13 protein-coding genes and 1 other annotated feature (1 of these 14 running past the window's edge) are annotated in these 17403 nt (G+C 45.5%); of the genes, 2 read left to right on the plus strand and 11 right to left on the minus strand.

What is annotated here, in order from left to right; translation table 11 throughout:
• Window positions 1-10: 10 nt before the first annotated feature.
• From MKZ12_RS18625 to leuC, 8 genes are all read right to left on the minus strand, one after another.
• Window positions 11-283: a hypothetical protein gene (locus tag MKZ12_RS18625; RefSeq protein ID WP_017687779.1), complete on the minus strand. Its 273-nt coding sequence runs from the start codon at window positions 281-283 to the stop codon at window positions 11-13.
• Between the two features lie 23 nt (window positions 284-306).
• A complete protein-coding gene (gene nth, locus MKZ12_RS18630; RefSeq protein ID WP_339235075.1) occupies window positions 307-1002 on the minus strand; it encodes an endonuclease III in 696 nt (231 codons plus the stop codon).
• A 163-nt stretch (window positions 1003-1165) separates the two neighbouring features.
• On the minus strand, window positions 1166-3904 hold the full coding sequence (locus MKZ12_RS18635; RefSeq protein ID WP_339256085.1) for an S-layer homology domain-containing protein: 2739 nt from the start codon (window positions 3902-3904) through the stop codon (window positions 1166-1168).
• A gap of 72 nt (window positions 3905-3976) precedes the next feature.
• Entirely contained in the window at window positions 3977-4654 is a 678-nt protein-coding gene (locus MKZ12_RS18640; protein WP_339235079.1) for a GerMN domain-containing protein, read from the minus strand.
• Window positions 4655-4689: 35 nt separating this feature from the next.
• A complete protein-coding gene (locus tag MKZ12_RS18645) occupies window positions 4690-6099 on the minus strand; it encodes an N-acetylmuramoyl-L-alanine amidase family protein (protein ID WP_339235081.1) in 1410 nt (469 codons plus the stop codon).
• A gap of 258 nt (window positions 6100-6357) precedes the next feature.
• Entirely contained in the window at window positions 6358-7764 is a 1407-nt protein-coding gene (locus tag MKZ12_RS18650) for an N-acetylmuramoyl-L-alanine amidase family protein (RefSeq protein WP_339256087.1), read from the minus strand.
• Window positions 7765-8176: 412 nt separating this feature from the next.
• Window positions 8177-8779 (minus strand): 3-isopropylmalate dehydratase small subunit, encoded by a 603-nt coding sequence (gene leuD / locus MKZ12_RS18655; RefSeq protein ID WP_091028995.1) that lies wholly within the window; start codon window positions 8777-8779, stop codon window positions 8177-8179.
• 31 nt (window positions 8780-8810) lie between these two features.
• The gene (gene leuC, locus MKZ12_RS18660) at window positions 8811-10232 is read right to left on the minus strand and encodes a 3-isopropylmalate dehydratase large subunit (RefSeq protein WP_253442662.1); all 1422 of its coding nucleotides are present in this window, start codon (window positions 10230-10232) and stop codon (window positions 8811-8813) included.
• A gap of 377 nt (window positions 10233-10609) precedes the next feature.
• Here leuC and MKZ12_RS18665 point away from each other — a divergent pair, with 377 nt between their 5' ends.
• The gene (locus MKZ12_RS18665; protein ID WP_339235087.1) at window positions 10610-11530 is read left to right on the plus strand and encodes a LysR family transcriptional regulator; all 921 of its coding nucleotides are present in this window, start codon (window positions 10610-10612) and stop codon (window positions 11528-11530) included.
• 509 nt (window positions 11531-12039) lie between these two features.
• On the opposite strand, the gene MKZ12_RS18670 is transcribed toward MKZ12_RS18665, so the two are convergent.
• The 3 genes from MKZ12_RS18670 to MKZ12_RS18680 form a co-directional block, all read right to left on the minus strand.
• Window positions 12040-12861 carry a carbon-nitrogen family hydrolase gene (locus tag MKZ12_RS18670; protein WP_339256088.1) on the minus strand — a complete coding sequence of 274 codons (822 nt, stop codon included), beginning with the start codon at window positions 12859-12861 and terminating at the stop codon, window positions 12040-12042.
• 73 nt (window positions 12862-12934) lie between these two features.
• Window positions 12935-14557 carry an AraC family transcriptional regulator gene (locus tag MKZ12_RS18675; protein WP_339256090.1) on the minus strand — a complete coding sequence of 541 codons (1623 nt, stop codon included), beginning with the start codon at window positions 14555-14557 and terminating at the stop codon, window positions 12935-12937.
• Between the two features lie 199 nt (window positions 14558-14756).
• Window positions 14757-15776: an ABC transporter substrate-binding protein gene (locus MKZ12_RS18680; RefSeq protein WP_339235096.1), complete on the minus strand. Its 1020-nt coding sequence runs from the start codon at window positions 15774-15776 to the stop codon at window positions 14757-14759.
• Window positions 15777-16038: 262 nt separating this feature from the next.
• Here MKZ12_RS18680 and MKZ12_RS18685 point away from each other — a divergent pair, with 262 nt between their 5' ends.
• Window positions 16039-17247 carry a pyridoxal phosphate-dependent aminotransferase gene (locus MKZ12_RS18685; RefSeq protein WP_339256092.1) on the plus strand — a complete coding sequence of 403 codons (1209 nt, stop codon included), beginning with the start codon at window positions 16039-16041 and terminating at the stop codon, window positions 17245-17247.
• Window positions 17248-17311: 64 nt separating this feature from the next.
• Window positions 17312-17403: a binding site (T-box leader), on the plus strand; it runs 123 nt beyond the window's last position.

Here is a 17403-nt window from a genome sequence, read left to right on the forward strand (position 1 = left end):
TAATCACTACTTAGGAAACTGCGTTCTCCATGGAAGGAAGCAAGATTTCAAATACTTGTCCATGCTGAAGAATTGTAATGTCTCTGCCTTTGTCTCTCATAACCACAACTTCTGGTTTAACGGACATACGCTCCAGGTAATGTTCAGGCACGTCGCCAGAATGGCTTACTGTGATGCCTTCTACTTCTTTTTCTTCATTCTCCGCCATTTCCTGTTCAACGATTTGTTCAAAAATATCGGAGAAGGCCTCAAAATTGTCAGTGTACACGGAAATGCATTTCATGATTATTCATCCTTTTCTGCTCATTAATTTATTTTTCGTTTTCGGGTGGTGACACGTTCCTTATCTTTCCTGATTTGGGACGTTTTCATACGTTTTTTCCCTTCCCTGCATATGTCCAGCAATGGACAGATATGACACGCAGGGTTCTGTGCCTTGCAATGGTAGCGTCCAAAAAATATAAACCGGTGGTGAGTTAGTGTCCACTCATCCCGGGGTACGCGCTTCATTAGTTTCTTTTCGACTTCAAGTACGGAGTCATCCCAACCTGCAAGTGCCAGCCGCTTGGATACACGTTCAACATGAGTATCTACCGCAATTGCCGGTACTCCAAACGCATTGGAAACAACTACATTCGCGGTTTTCCGCCCGACACCTGGTAGCGTCACAAGCTGATCATGTTCCTGCGGTACATCACCGCCATACTGCTCTATTAAAATTCGGCACATGTTCTGAATATGCTTGGCCTTGTTCCGATACAAACCGATTCGCCGAATATCCTGTTCCAACTCTTCGAGAGGAACCGCCAGATAATCTGCTGGGCTTTTGTACTTCTGGAACAAATCTGCGGTTACCTTGTTCACCGTTTCATCGGTGCACTGGGCAGACAAAAGGACAGCTACCGTCAATTCAAATGCATTGCTGTGATTTAATTCGCAATGTGCATCAGGAAACATTGCTTCCATCGTTTCGAGTATATGCCTAACCGTCGCTGCATTCATGAAGAGCTACCTCCCACAAAATGACTCCACTCTGCGGAGCCTTACTTCGAAGCTTCATCCGAATACTTTGCGGGGACCTCAAAAAGCTTGCAAAAAAAACGTCTTGATGCGGGAAAGATCCCGTATCAAGACGGTCATTCTTTTGATCCTCGAAAAGAAACGATTACTGTTTTTGAATCTCCAGAATCACATTGTTCAGGAGATACAATACAATATTATCATTATCTCTGAGAGATTGCACGCTTAAAGTATTGTCACCCTGGTGAACAAATACACTTGATCCGAGTGCAAAACGATAGTTTGTGTCTGCTGTCGTTTCCCGTTTAACCAAAATCTGGTTACCCACGCCATCATAAGACCAGAATTGTTTGCTCATGACAGTTAGTACTCTGAAGCGTGTTGAATTATCCGTATCTTTTGTCATTTCAACACGATCACCGACCGTAAGACTAGTCAGCGAAGTTAACGTAGAGCCAGATTTTACGACTTTAACCGAACCGCTAACAGGCACGGTTTCAGTCTGGCCGTTAAACTGCTTGAGTGTTACGGATGAAGCATCCACTGCTGTAACTTCAGCTAGGGTACGCTTCACGACTTGAACCGCTTTTGGCGTAACTCCTTCAAATGTTACATTAATCAGGTTGCCTGCTGTCAGCTGTGAAGGCGTGATCGTCTGACCACTCTCTCCTGTCAGTACCGCTTGATCCACGTAGAACTGACTTGTCAACAGATCTGATTTTACTCGAATACGACTATTTGCTTCCAAGGCAACCACTTCGAATTGAGCCACAGTGTTCAGTGCAATCTTCTGCACTACATCCTGATTTGCTCCAAGTGTTATGGTAACTTTGTCACCAATCTTCAGATCTCCCAGACTTGCGCCGGATTTGTTATACATCTCGACTGTAGGAACCGTAGAATAAGGCACTGTAATCGTCTGATTACCGGACAACAAACTGATTTTCTTGCCAGAAGTATCAATGTTGCTGATTGTACCTTCATACTTGTAAATCACTTTAACGGACAATGCACGTGTTCCCACATATGTCAGATCCAATTTTCGACCATCGTTTAAGAGTGACTCCAGACCAGCCAGTGTAGGTTTGGTCGTATTATAATCCAGCTTTGTTTTCTCATCCAATGTAAATACAAACGGTTTTTTGTTGTTGTCCAGCACGGTAAGTACCTTTGTTTTACTATTGTAAGACACAACTGTTACCCCGTTCATAGGTTCCATTTGGCGTCCAATGACCTGAATACGCGTTACCTGGTCATCAGCGTTTAATGTCAGCTCCACCTGATCCCCGTTCGTAGCATCCGTGATGAGATCATTCAGAGTTGCATCCTGAATGCCATTGATAATGACTTCCGGCTTTTCAGTCAGCAGTTTCGCCTCCAGTGAACCTCCTTCACGTTTGAACGTTAACGTGGATTGGTTACCACCGATCTCAACCAGTGTTCCGCGCACAGATTGCTCCACACCTTGAGTTAATACGATCGTTTGCAGAACACTGTCCTTAACGGTGTATTTTACGGCACTGCCGGCTTTCAGATCAGCCACTGACAGGATACGGTTCTGATATGTGATAAGCAGATTGTCATTGTAAGCAAACTGCTCGGTAGCACCCGCTGCATTGACAAGTTTAATGGTTTTGCCAGAAGTAGATACTTCAGCAACTACGCCATTGTCACTCTTGTTCACAATGCCGGATTTCACACGGATTGCGACTGTTTTTTTGTCAGCCGAGAACGTCTCACGCTGTACTTCGATGACACTATCTGCCGTAATATCGGACAGTTTGATTGCATTACCATTCTGATCGATGAATGCCGTTGCTTCATCATAACTGTACGTTTCGTAATTCTCGCCCACAAAAATACCAATCTTATTGCCAGACAATGAACGTGCAAATGTACCTTCAACGCTTTCCACCTGTGGTGTAGCATCAACGACTTCCACATAGGAAGCCCCGCCAGCCGAACCCACAACCATAACTTTCGTGTATAGTTTCACATCTGTGGATGAAGCACGCGTCTCACTGTCTTTCGTAAAGTAAGGCGTACTGCTGTTCACTGCGAAGTTAACGGCTTTGCCGTCCACAACCAGCGTGATCTGCCCATCTTTCAATCCAGTCACATAACCCGTGGAAGTGTTCGGATACTTCGTATCCGTTAACGATTCGCCACGACTGAAAAAGGTAGCGAGTTGAGCACGGGTTACGGAACCAGTTGGATTGAATTTGTTGCCTTCCACACCTTTGGCCAGATCCAGGCTAACAGCCAGATTGACATAACCTTTACCACTTTCAGAGATATCTGCATTATCAGCAAATCCGGTAGATTGATTGTTTTGTGCCTTTGCTTCCGCATCCTTGTCCAATGAGCGGATTAACAATTTCGTAATCCATTCCCGTGAAGCCGGCTTTTGCCCCCATGGTGTCTTGGATACATCCACAGTTGATTCTTCCGTCTTGTCAATCAGTCCCAGTTGAAGTGCTCGCGCGACATATGGCTTGAAATAATTTCCCACTTCCATGTTTGTCGGTAATGCCGCAGCCGTGTCGGTATTCAACTGGCCCTCTTGATTCATAAAACGGATTGCCATTGTTACAGCTTCTTGCTGTGTTACCGCGTCTCCTGGACGGAACAGGCCGTTATTACCGAGAAGAATGCCTTGATATGCCAGTTTGTACACATGTTTCTCAGCCCAGTATCCGACCTTGATGTCACTGAACAAACCAGTTGGTGCAGCCGTATTCGTTATTGCAGCTGTCTGACCCTGCCCCGTTTCTGTTGATTCTGCTGCCATGGCAGCTCCGCCGGCGCTAAGGGCCATCATGCCTGCAAGCACGGCTGATACTACTTTTTTAGAGTGTGATGGATTGTTATATTTAAAAGTCACCTATGATTCCCCTCTCTCATGTAAAACGACCCATATTCCGTGGATTCACGGTACAACAGCCTGCTGTACAGCCTATTCGGATCTTGTCATTGGATGTTCAAGATCCACATGGCCCATCAGACTCTCAGTCTGCTGACCATCCACCAGTAAATCAAGTGATTTTACTTCATCAAACTGGAAGAACGTTTGTTTCAGAGCATCCATCGCAAAGACTTCCCCGCCTGCTCCAAGACGTGCCGTATCTGGCATATGAATATCCAGCGTAAGAGCTCCATCCTTGAACTGAACAGATTTCAATTCAATTTCTTTAGACCACAGTGGAACAAGTTTATTGTCTTTGCTCTGTTGCAGTGATTCAAAGGCAGCCTTATATTTGGCATCATCCGATGCGTATGAAATCTCTGCCGAAGCTTTATGCAACTCCAGTTCTTCTTCATCCGTATAGAATACAGTGATCGTTTTCTTTTCATTACTTTCGGAAGTTGTTGGCGTGTCCGTAGACGTTTCGCTTGGCGGAGTGGTTGTAGTCGTTCCCTCCGAACTGCCTTCCGTGGATTCTGTTGGTGTTGTGTTCTCTTCTGGTTCAGCAGTTACCGGTTCGGTAATGGTTTCGCCTTCAACCTCGGTCACATTGTTTTCCGTTCCTGCTCCTTGCGTCTGATTCGGAGCAGCTGTTGGCTTGCTTCCACATCCAGCAGCAACTGCCATAACCGTTACCAGCAGGGCTGCAATCCATATTTTCTTGTTCATTCTAACTCCGCCTCCTCAACATAAGGGCTTGTCCCTTATTTAATTCCCAGATACTCCTTGATTCCTGCAACAATCCCTTTGGCAACACTATTCTGGAAACTTTCCGTGAAGAGGGCTGCTTCGTCGCTCTTATTGCTAAGGAATCCACCTTCCAGCAGAACTGCTGGCATTGTCGTTTCACGGGTAACATGGAGACTTGCCGTTTTCACTCCGCGATCTTTCAGTCCGGAAGACTGTAAGAGATACTTGTGCATCACTGTAGCAAGTGCTTTGCTGTTGGAGCGTGTATAGAATGTCTCTACACCGTTCGCAGCAGCAGGGCCACTGTTAGCATGAATGGAGATGAAGATATCCGCTTTTATGTCTTGTGCAATCTTCACACGTTCTTTTAATGCCAAAAATGTATCATCGCTGCGGGTTAACACAACGTCAATTTTGGATTCTTTTTTCAACAAGGCTTCCACTTTCAGAGCCATTGCCAGATTGAAGTCTTTTTCACGTTTACCAGTTACACCAATTGCCCCTGGATCCTGATCTCCGTGACCTGCATCGATAACGACAACTTTTTTGCCATTATTCCCAACGGGAGGAGCAGGTGTACCACTTTGATTGTCGAGGTTAATCATGATCAGTCCGGAATCATTTTGCACACTGTACCCTTTCGAACTGGACAGATCGATCACAAAACGAACTGTGGATGGACTGTTGCTGTATAACGAGTAACGAATCTTAGACACATCCGGATAGCCGCTAACGACGAGTTGTCCATTCTGGTTGCTGTCTAGAGCCTGTCCTTCACTGAATGAATCAGCAAATGCGGTATTCGGCAAGTCTATAACGATTCGATCTGGTCCTGTCATCGTGAAGACGTTCGGCTTCGTACTCCCGCTTGTTGCTATCATGAGGCGGTTGTCGCTGAAGCTGATGCCGTTCACCAGTACAAGACCTTCCTGATCCGATCCTCCGCCTTCATTGCCAGAGTTCGGAGGTGTGGTTGTCCCGTTTCCGGAACCTGAATTCTGGGTAACTAATGTTACCGTCTTCGTGGTATTGTTCCAACCCACCTTAAGACCCATTTCCTCACCAATAAATCGGAGAGGTACGAGCGTAGTACCATTTTTAACGAGTGGCGGGGCATCCAGGTTTACGTTACTGCCGTTCACCGTTGCCGTCTTCTGTCCAACAATCATCTGCATGGCAGTGTTGTCTTTGCTGATAGTCACCGTTTGCGTTTGCTGCTTCCACTCCACGCTATATCCAAGATTTTCGGACACAACCCGGATCGGAACCATCACCTTGCTGTTGATAATTTCCGCTTTTGCATCCGATGGCTGTACGATTTCTTTTCCGTCTAGGATAATTTTCGTGTCTGTTGCTGCGTGACTATAGCCCGGGAATACGAGCCCAAAGACAAATAACAGTACCAAAAAACCGAACTTCTTCATCCTTCACCCCTACCATTCTCATATTTTTTTGCCGCATGTTGTCATTTTCCAACTCCGACTGACCGTTTGGGCATTACCAGACACCTATTAGACGCCCCTCGCTCTCAAAAGTTGCGAATATATTCCAACATATCAGAAAAAAAACGTTGTCAGATCAAGCTTTTTTTACATTTTAATGTCTTATTTTTTCCTTATTTATCAAATATACATCTCTAAACAACGTACTAGCCTAACCTGCATAATTACGCACAATTCATTTTAGAGTCCCAAAAATTCAACAATTCCGTCCACAATCGCCTGAGCACATTTCTCCTGGTATTCTTCTGTGAGCATGACTGCTTCATCTGAAGGATTACTTAAAAAACCTAATTCAAGCAACACAGCAGGCATGGTTGTTTCACGGGTCACATGTAGACTAGCCGTTTTAACCCCACGATCCTTGAGTCCGGTTACCGGCAACACATATTTGTGAAGAGTATCAGCCAAAGTCTTGCTTTCTTTGCGACTATATAGCGTTTCAATCCCGTTTGGCACGGGTGTTGTGAATTTGTTTCCATGAATGGATACAAAAACATCTGCCTGATTCAATTCAGCAATATCCACTCGCTGTTTGAGTGAAAGCTCTGTGTCATCCTGGCGTGTAATGACCGTTTGGATATTTTGGTATTGTTGAAGGATAGCCTGTACCTTCAGCCCTACAGCCAGATTGAAATCCTTCTCATAAGCTCCAGACAAACTTACTGCACCGGATTGACGACCACCATGTCCGGGATCAATGACCACAATGGTTTTGCCATCATTCGTAGGTAATGCCGGTTGGCTTGTGGGTTCTCCACTTGTAGTTGTCAGGTCAACAAGCAAGACATTGTTATCTCCAATTGACCATTTGGCAGTAGCCGGCTGACTCAGATCCAGAACGACACGCACGGTGGAAGGCGATTTACTAAACATGGCATACCGGACTTTCGAAACGAATGATGAATCCGTAACGAGAATCTGTCCACTGCCATCCACGTTAGAGGCTTGTCCCTGAATGAATTCCTGAGAAAATGTGGCTGAAGGCAGATCAACTATAATACGGTCTGGCCCGCCTATACTGGATACTTTGGGACTGATATTCCCATTTGTTGCTACAATCAACCGATCTCCACTGAAGGTGATCCCTTGAAGCTCTGTCAGACCATCCGGGACTGGAGCCTCGACGGGGTCACTGTCACCTTCCGTTCCGACTACAGGAGGAATACTAAATAGGCTTACTGTCTTGGTCCCATTGTCCCAACCAACCCGCAGACCCATGCCTTCCCCGACAAAACGTAACGGAACAAGTGTCGTTCCCTGTTTGATCAGTGGAGGCGAATCCAGATTCACCACGTTTCCATTCACTGTAGCTGCATCTTTGCCAGCCGTCATTTGAATTGTGCTGTTTCCTTTTTGAACCTGGACTGACTGAGTTGCCTTCTCCCACTTCACCTTATAACCCAGATTCTCCGATACAATTCGAATCGGAACCATGACCGTCTTTCCGATATTTTCGGCAGGTGCTCCTGTCTGCTGGTTAATGGTTACACCGTCGAGTACAATCGAGGGAGTGGTGTCTGCATGGGCCATGACTGGAAATAAACATAGGAACAGAAGAAAAACGATTGCTGCGGACCATTTTTTCATACCTCATCCACCATTCTTTTTGTCTTTTGAACATCCGACCTGATTCTCTGCAGCGTAACATCAATGGCGCTATGTAACCTTCCATAATCTACTAATCAGTTTATCAGATATTGTCCCTTCATCCGGTTACAACGTTGTCATATTCAGTCGGAAATAAGATAAAAAAAGCAGCTCACATTCAAAAACATCCTCTCTTTTACATGAATGTACATCGATTCCGTATCAATGATGTCATATATTGAAGATATTACATGTTGAAGTATTCAATCGAGAAAGATCGGGAGTTCTATGTATAGATGATTCATTAAGATATTTTAGCTTCTGAAATTATAAAAAAAGCTTCTGTCTCATCCATAGGAAACAAGGTTCCTTTGGCGAGACAGAAGCTTTCTGCTGTACGCTAATCTAGCGATTAACCGAATAGTTTAGCCGCATGGCGTTGCTCATACGCAGCGATTTCGTCATCATGTTGAAGAGTGAGACCAATATCGTCCAGTCCTTGCAAAAGGAATTGACGACGATGCTCATCCAGATCAAAATCGATATGCAGTCCGTATGCATCGGTAATCGTTTTGTTTTCCAGATTTACATTCATCTCATAGCCTTCATGTGTCGCTGTACGTTGGAACAAGTCTTCCACTTGCTCTTCTGACAACTTGATTGGCAAGATCCCGTTCTTAAAGCAGTTATTATAGAAGATATCTGCAAAAGAGGGAGCGATGACACAACGGAATCCATAGTCCATAATTGCCCATGGCGCATGCTCACGGGAAGATCCACAGCCAAAGTTGGCACGTGAGATCAGGATGGATGCTCCTTCATAACGAGGTTTGTTCATTTCGAAGGAGGCATTGTTGTTACCCTCTTCATCAAAACGCCATTCGTAGAACAAAAATTGTCCAAATCCCGTACGTTCAATCCGTTTCAGGAACTGTTTCGGAATGATTGCGTCTGTATCTACATTGACCCGGTCTACCGGTGCAACAATGCCTTGTAATGTTTTGAATTCTTCCATATTAAACGTTCTCCCTTCTGTCTGTTATAGATTAGATCGCTGCTTCCGTTTTGAAATTCCAATCCCGTACGTCCACAAAGTGACCCTTAACCGCTGCTGCTGCTGCCATTGCTGGAGATACCAGATGTGTACGTCCTCCGCGTCCTTGACGTCCTTCAAAGTTACGGTTGGACGTTGAAGCACAACGTTGTCCTGGCTTCAATACATCCGGGTTCATCGCCAGACACATGCTGCATCCCGCATCACGCCATTCAAATCCGGCTTCCGTAAAGATTTTATCCAAACCTTCTTGTTCTGCTTGGATTTTAACTCGTCCTGAACCTGGTACAACAATTGCTGTAACCTGACTGGATACCGTGTGACCTTTAGCCACTTTTGCAGCTGCACGCAGATCTTCGATCCGACCATTGGTGCAAGAACCGATAAATACATAATCAATTGGAATCTCGGCAATTGGTGTTCCCGGCTCAAGTCCCATATATTCAAGCGCTTTTTCAGCCGCTTTGCGTTCGTTTTCTGTAGGCAATTCAGCCGGAACAGGAACTTTCGAAGAAATGTCGGTTCCCATGCCAGGGCTTGTTCCCCAAGTTACTTGCGGAATCAATGTCTCCACATCGATTTCAACCACATGGTCAAACTCTGCACCTTCATCGGTTACAAGCTGTTTCCAGCCTGCTACAGCCTCATCGAACTTCGCACCCGCTGGTACGTATTCACGTCCACGCAGATATTCAAATGTTGTTTCATCCGGAGCGATCAATCCTGCTCTTGCTCCACCTTCAATGGACATGTTGCAGACCGTCATACGCTCTTCCATGCTCAATTCACGGATGGATTCACCCGTGTACTCAATAACATAACCTGTTGCAAAGTCTGTACCGTATTTGGCGATGACTGCGAGGATCATATCCTTCGCGGTTACACCCGGGTTACGTTTGCCGACAAAACGAACTTCCATCGTTTTGGCTTTCGCTTGTTGCAAACATTGCGTTGCCATAACGTGTTCAACTTCACTTGTTCCGATTCCGAATGCCAGTGCGCCAAACGCACCGTGTGTGGACGTATGACTGTCACCACATACAATCGTTTTACCTGGGTGAGTCAGACCAAGTTCAGGTCCCATAACGTGCACAACGCCTTGATCAACCGTGTCCAGATCATACAACTTCACGCCGAAATCACGACAGTTTTGCGAAAGGGTATCAATTTGTTGTTTGGAGATTGGATCTGTAATGTTGAAGCGGTCTTTGGTTGGAACGTTGTGGTCCATTGTTGCAAATGTCAGCTCAGGGCGACGAACTTTACGTCCACTCAGACGAAGTCCTTCAAATGCCTGCGGAGAAGTTACTTCGTGCACCAGATGCAGATCGATATACAGAATGCTTGGTTTGCCTTCTTCTTGATGAATTACGTGATTTTCCCAAATTTTCTCAAACATCGTTTTTTTACTCATCATTTTCACCTCATCATAAGTTCGGTCCTTGGAAGAGCCTCTGTTTTTCTTTAAAAAGTGAAGCTCTTGAATGACATAAATATATCACCCCGTCCTTCATTGTTCCAAGATATAATATCTATAGATGTAATAGGTTTAACCTATAATAAAAGAAAGGCAAATAAACCACTGCTCATCGCAGAGGTTTCAATTGATAACAATTATCATTATCATGTAAGTCTTATAGTACGTTCCCGCTTCGTCGCTGTCAATGTTTTTATACAAAATAAAGAAGCCGCCTCTTAATAATTGAGTTTACCAGTAGTTCCGGTAATAAGAATGATTTCTTTATCTGTAGTGATATAATGGTGGCATAACGAAAGGAATGACCAATGACGATGGAATTCAGACAACTTCAATATACGCTGCAAATTGCGGCCGAACGCAATTTCTCCAGGGCAGCAGAAAAACTGCATATTGCTCAACCTTCATTAAGCCAGCAATTATCCAAATTAGAAAAAGAATTGGGAGTACTGCTGTTTCAGCGTAATACGAGTACCGTAGAGTTAACCCATGCCGGTGTTACGTTTGTGGAGCAAGCCCAGAAGATCGTAGATGCTATGGAGTTATTACGTCAGGAAATGTCAGACATCTCCCAGCTTCGCAAAGGTAAAGTCGTTGTGGGCAGCATGCCGATCACCGGCTCACACCTGCTCCCACACGTGCTTCCTGCATTCCAACAAGCGTACCCCGAGATTGAAGTCACCTTGTTGGAAGACTCCGGACTTACGCTTGAGAAATTGACAGCAAGCGGCAAAGCTGATCTTAGCCTCTTATCACTTCCTTTACAAGAACCAAGCTTGTCTTATGTAACTATTGGCGAAGAACGGATTGATCTAGCGGTTCCCCCGAATCACCCTCTGGCACGCAGGGCAGATCCGGATAATCCGCTTCCTGTGCGCATTGAAGAGCTTCGGGATGAGCCATTTGTTGTATTGAAAAAAGGACAAGGTTTCCGCAAACTTACATTTGATCTCTGTGAGCAGGCCGGTTTTGATCCCCAGGTTGTGTTCGAGAGCACAAATATTGAAACCGTTCAGTCACTGGTCGCCACAGGGATGGGGATTACACTGGTTCCACGCTTTATTGCCCGTGCGCCGCGCAGTGAATTCGTACCCGTGTATGTGCCACTTGCTGAGCCAACGCCCAGCAGAACACTTGTTGTGGCTTACCGGCAAGGCAGAGTACTGTCGAAGGCAGCCGAAGCATTCATCCATACGTTTCAACAAACGGTGGCCGAATTGTCCAAGGGAGACTAAGGAATTTCTCCTAGGGGTATGGGGACATATAACACAGACCAAAACAAAGGCTTGACCCTAATGGGCCAAGCCTTTGTCATATACTCGTTTCCCGCATAAGCAGGATAGAGTTCTTACAACGCAATCACAGTCACTGGTTAGAGTACAATGTTGCTTGTTAAGTTGTTTAGTTTTATTGCTAATTTATAATGTTAATGTAGAAACGTACATAAGAAAACTTCATGTCTAACGGTTTATTTTCGCAAATTACGATCGCTTGTCAGCCTGTTTTGCTGATTCATTACACGGCCTTCGTCCTGAACAGTTGAATCAGGCGGTGATAGCCCTCCTGCTCCATTCTCTAAGAATGCCCTTAAGTGATCTTCCCTTGTGTTATCCTGTTCCAGTCTCCTGAGCGTATCTTTCACATGGTTGTCCATTGATTGATCATCTCCTTGGTAACGGGATAGTTATCATTACCCGCACGCTGGAAGAATAAACACTTTTTCTGCAGAATTTATTTCATTTTTTTATTTATCACCAAAATAAACGCCAGGTCGACGGTCTTCAAACACGGGAATACGTCCGCGAACCTCATCTACCAGGGAAGGGCGAATGATTCCGGTCACGATCTCTTCCCCTTCGCCACCTTCAGCCACAATCTCACCCCATGGATCAATGATGAGGGAATGTCCGAAAAACTCGGTGTCCCCCCCTTTTCCCACACGGTTACAGGCGATCACATACATCTGATTCTCAATCGCTCTTGCCGTAAGCAATGTACGCCAGTGATGCAGACGAGGATTCGGCCATTCGGCCGGTACAATCAAAGCCTTGGCACCATTTAAAGCAAGGGTGCGGGCGAGTTCCGGAAACCGGATGTCGTAACAGATCGAAGCACCCGCTGTAAGACCATTTTGTAATTCAAAAATTTCAGGTTCCGCACCAGGCTGTAAAAATTTCTCCTCGTCCATCAGGCGGAACAGATGTAATTTATCGTATCGCGTTACCTGTGTTCCTTCACGATCATACGCGTACATTGTATTGTATATTTGACCATCCCGTTTCTCGGCAATGGAACCGCCAACGATGGAAATTTGATGTCTTTGAGCAAAAGCAGACAGCCACTCCCGTGATTTCTGTCCTTCCGGGTCAGCGAGTTCATGAATTTGCGTCAACGCATATCCGGTATTCCACATTTCAGGCAGCACAGCCAGCCCCAGATCCGGATATTGTTCTACCGCACGTTCAAGCAACGACTGCATATGTTTATGATTAGCCTCAGGGTCTCCGAGCTGAATATCCCCCTGAATCAGAGCTACACGCATTTCTCCCTGTTGTTGTTCTGTCATGACAAGCACTCCTCTGAACCGTAATACCTGCTATCATAGCTTGATCCTCTTGAAGACTGCAAGCCTGTTTTTGTTATGAACTTGCACACAATAACTCAGGCAGCAGGGTCAACAATCGATCGCTTGTAAGCGCATCACCCATGTTCCAGATCGACTCCTCCACAGTATACACCCGTCTATTCTGCACAGCCGGAAGGGCTTGCCAACTGGAACTTTTCATCAGCATCTCGGTAGCCTTTCTTGCCACGACTTCCTCAGGCAGCATAACAAATACATGATCCCCCGCATACTGTCGTACCGCTTCTGCTGAAATTTCCTTATAGGCCCTGCCTGCCGCAAGTGCTTCCTTCACTTTGGTAACCGGCCTGAACCCCATTGGATGGTATAACAATGGCGCCAGCCCGATATTGCCCATAACAAATAATCGTGCACCTCGATGGAATGTAAATACGGATGCTGTTTCCCCTTCTTCAATCGCTGTATGGATCTTCACCCACATCTGCTCAGTACGCTCCGCATAGGAGGTTAGCCACTGTTCAGCCTGAGGTTGTTTGCCAAACCAGTTGCCTAAACCGCGCATTCGCTCGTCCAACATGGCGTGTGAATTGTAAGCGAGTGTTGGTGCAATGTGGGAAAGTTGTTCATACTGCTGTTCATTGTTACTATCAACAATTATCAGATCCGGCTTCATGACAACAGCTGCTTCCACTTTAACCGGAGCAACCGCGTCATAAGTCTGATCTCCCAGCACCGGAATACCCAGCATCAGCAGATCTCCCGCGGAATCTCCGTAATACATAATTCGCTCCGGATTTACAGGAATATTCACTTCATGACCCATCCAGTCCTGTACCAACATCTGCTGCTGAATAGATCTGTCATATTGACGAGGAGATAATCCAGTCATTTGGCGAAAACGCCTGCTGAAATAATACTCATCCTTAAACCCCACGCGGCTTGCGATATCCCGAAGAGGCTCATCCGATTTGCGGAGCCATTCCTTGGCATGTTTAATGCGTACGTGGTTTACATAATCAAGTGGCTTGTGACCTGTAAGTTGTCTGAATAGAATCGTGTACTGCACAGGTCTGATCTCTGCAAGACGGGCCAGTTTCTGTACAGTGATTTCTTCAGTATAATGGTCGTCCACATACTGAATTGTACTGCGTAGCCTTGCTTCCATACTCTGCTCCTTCTTTGGAGAAGTGTACCGGGTAATAATTATCTCCATCCATTTTTGGAACTGTGCATTCAGATGACTGTACTCGGCGTCTGTTTTATAGTTCCGAATGACATACATCTGTTCCAATAGCCCATTTAACGGAGCATATGGATAGCCATTCAATTGGTTTCTGTGTGCAAATACAGGGCGGGTATAGAGCTCTGGATCGCTCGTCAACACATGAATAACATCAAAGCTCATCACGATATATTTCAATTCCGAATCCTTGCGATGTTCAATCTGGTAGCCTTCTCCCGGAGAAAGTGGATAAACAAATCCCGTAGTAAACGGATACTGTTCATCTCCAATATATAAACGTCCCTCTCCTTCTTCGCAGATCAGGAACGCATGTTTCTCGCAATCAACTTCTAGCATCACCTGTTCAGGTGGCTCAATTCGTCGTACCAGATGATCCAGCCGAAACATGAATGCTGAAAAGAACAACGCTCCCCCATCGGCATCCAGCGCCTGCATGTCGGTTCACCTCGTCTTTCTAAAATGAGAATGATTATCAATTGTTCTGTATGGTCTGATTATAAGCGAGTGATGGTTAATAATCCAGCTATGACTTTAATCAGCAAAAAAGAGCGCTCAACGAAAAGTTGAAGGCTCCTTTTACTTTTTAATCAACATACTTAAAGGTATTACTGGTGCCTTACTGGCTCATCACCAATTATTGGATCATCTGTTTAGGCAGCTCTTGTAACAGCCACTCCCTGGAAAGGGCATCACTTGAAGCTTTTACGATATCAAAACGATATACTTTTCCTTCCTTCACCGCAGGCAGGTTCTTCCAGATTGAACTATCCAGCAATTCCTTGGTGGATTGCTTGGCATCATCGGTCACAGGGTCCAGAATAAATATCCGATCACCGGCAATTTCAGATAATTTTTCGGTCGAAATCTCTACGAATCCCATGTCTTGATCCAATACTTTCTGAATTTCCGCGGTTGGCTTCAGTCCGTCCTTACCATATAACAACTGTGGCAATCCTGCACCTGCCATGACAAACAGACGATTCCCGGGATACATGGTGAATACCGAAGCCGTCTCCCCTTCTTTCAAGCCGTTCTCATGCAGTTGCTTCCACATCGCATCTGTTGCTTGTTGATGCTTCGTAATCCAATCCTCCGCTTCTTGCTTCTTGTTCAACAAGTCGCCAAGGATACGCAACCGATCTTCTATTGACCCGAATGAGTCAAAAGTAACCGTGGGTGCAACTTTCGCAATCTGATCATATTGCGCCTCATCACTGTTGGAGAAGATGATCAAATCGGGATTCAAGGCTAACGCCTTTTCCACACTAATCGGAAATCCTACATCTTCTGCCTGAGCAACCTGATCATCGTATACGGTTCCCTCCTGATGCAGTATGCCTACTGGTACAACACCTAGCGCGAGCAGGTCCCCGGTAACTTCTCCATGATAGATGACTCGCTTCGGATTTACAGGAACCTCAACCTCATGGCCAGTCCAATCTTTGAATACCCGGGTCTCACCCTCATTCGTTGTCTCTTCCGTTGCAGTTTGTTCCTGATTGGTTGCCTTTCCTTCAGCCTGAGTTTCTGTGGCTGCTTTGGAATCCTCTGCGCCAGCAGCAGGTGTTGCAGCCTGATTTCCACAAGCCAGCATCAACACGGATAACCACGTAATCGTAAATAATACTGCCGTATTTCGTATGCCCTTTTTCATTGCTGTTTCTCCCCCTGTATCATGTGCATAGTGCAATATAATTTAATGATATTGATTATCATTATCGGATATTATCATAAAACATGGCTCCTCTCAGCTCAATGGACAAAACGAAATGAGCACTTTCAATTTTGTACAATCTCCCGCTCTTGGCACCTATGTACTGCATAATTAAGTGTATTTCCCTCTATACAGCTCGGGATTGGCGTGATAAATTAATGAGAACTATTTGCCATTTTTAATAACCGGAGTGATGAAGCTAATGACCCATTCAGATCATATAACTGCTCGTTCAGCATTTACGATACCGACTTCTGATGTAATGACACAGCTGCCAACGCAATTTTTTGCTACCCTTGTTCAAAATGTAAATCGTGAAATCGCAAGTGGACATGATGTGATTAATCTGGGTCAGGGGAACCCGGATACACCTACACCGCCCCATATTGTGAAATCACTGCAAGAGTCGGCTGACAATCCCCTCTACCACAAATACTCCCCTTTTAGAGGGTACTCTTTCCTGAAGGAAGCGGTCACCAAACGTTATAAGGAAGATTACAATGTTGATCTGGACCCCGAGACTGAAGTAGCCATTCTGTTCGGAGGCAAAACAGGACTGGTTCAGTTACCTCAGGTTCTGCTTAACCCCGGTGACACTGTTCTCGTTCCCGATCCAGGCTATCCGGACTACTGGTCTGGTGTTGCACTCGCGAAAGCAAACATGTCCTTTATGCCTTTGCTCGAGTCCAATGCATTCCTGCCGGATTATGAAGCAGTTACAGCCGAAGATCGGGAGAAGGCCAAGCTGATGTTCCTTAACTATCCCAACAATCCAACATCGGCAACGGCTCCACTGTCGTTCTACGAAGATACGGTTGAATTCGCCATTCAAAATCAAATCGTCGTTGCAAGCGACTTTGCTTACGGTGCGATTGGATTTGACGGACATCGTCCAGTAAGTTTCTTACAAGCCCCTGGTGCCAAAGAAGTGGGCATTGAGTTCTATACTTTATCCAAAACGTACAATATGGCTGGATGGCGTGTTGGATTCGCGCTGGGTAATGCGGAGATCGTCTCTAAAATCAATCTGCTGCAGGATCATATCTATGTCAGTCTTTTCGGTGGGATACAAGCTGCGGCAACGGAAGCACTTACTGGATCTCAGGAATGTGTCACTTCGCTGGTTTCACGTTACGAATCCCGTCGTAATGTGTTCTATGACGCTCTTTCTTTTATTGGCTGGCAAGCTTCGAAACCGGCAGGTTCATTCTTCAGCTGGTTACCTGTACCTGCAGGTTATACCTCTGCTTCATTTGCAGACTTGTTACTGCAGGAAGCCAAGGTGGCAGTCGCCCCAGGTGTCGGTTTTGGTTCACATGGTGAAGGCTATGTCCGCGCAGGACTGCTCAGTGATGAAAACCGATTACGCGAAGCTGTTGAACGGATTGGCAAGCTGAACTTATTCAAGTAATTTACAGGACGATAACCCCTTTGCATATGCCAAGTTTCCATGGTATGTTATAAGAAATATTGAACGAAACGTGATGACGGGACCAGTAAGAGAATATCAGTCGTGCCCAGAGAGTAAATTCCACCCTGCTGAAAGAATTTACCGCGGCTCTTCTCT

It is taken from the genome of Paenibacillus sp. FSL R5-0713 (genome assembly GCF_037973325.1).
Lineage (GTDB): Bacteria > Bacillota > Bacilli > Paenibacillales > Paenibacillaceae > Paenibacillus.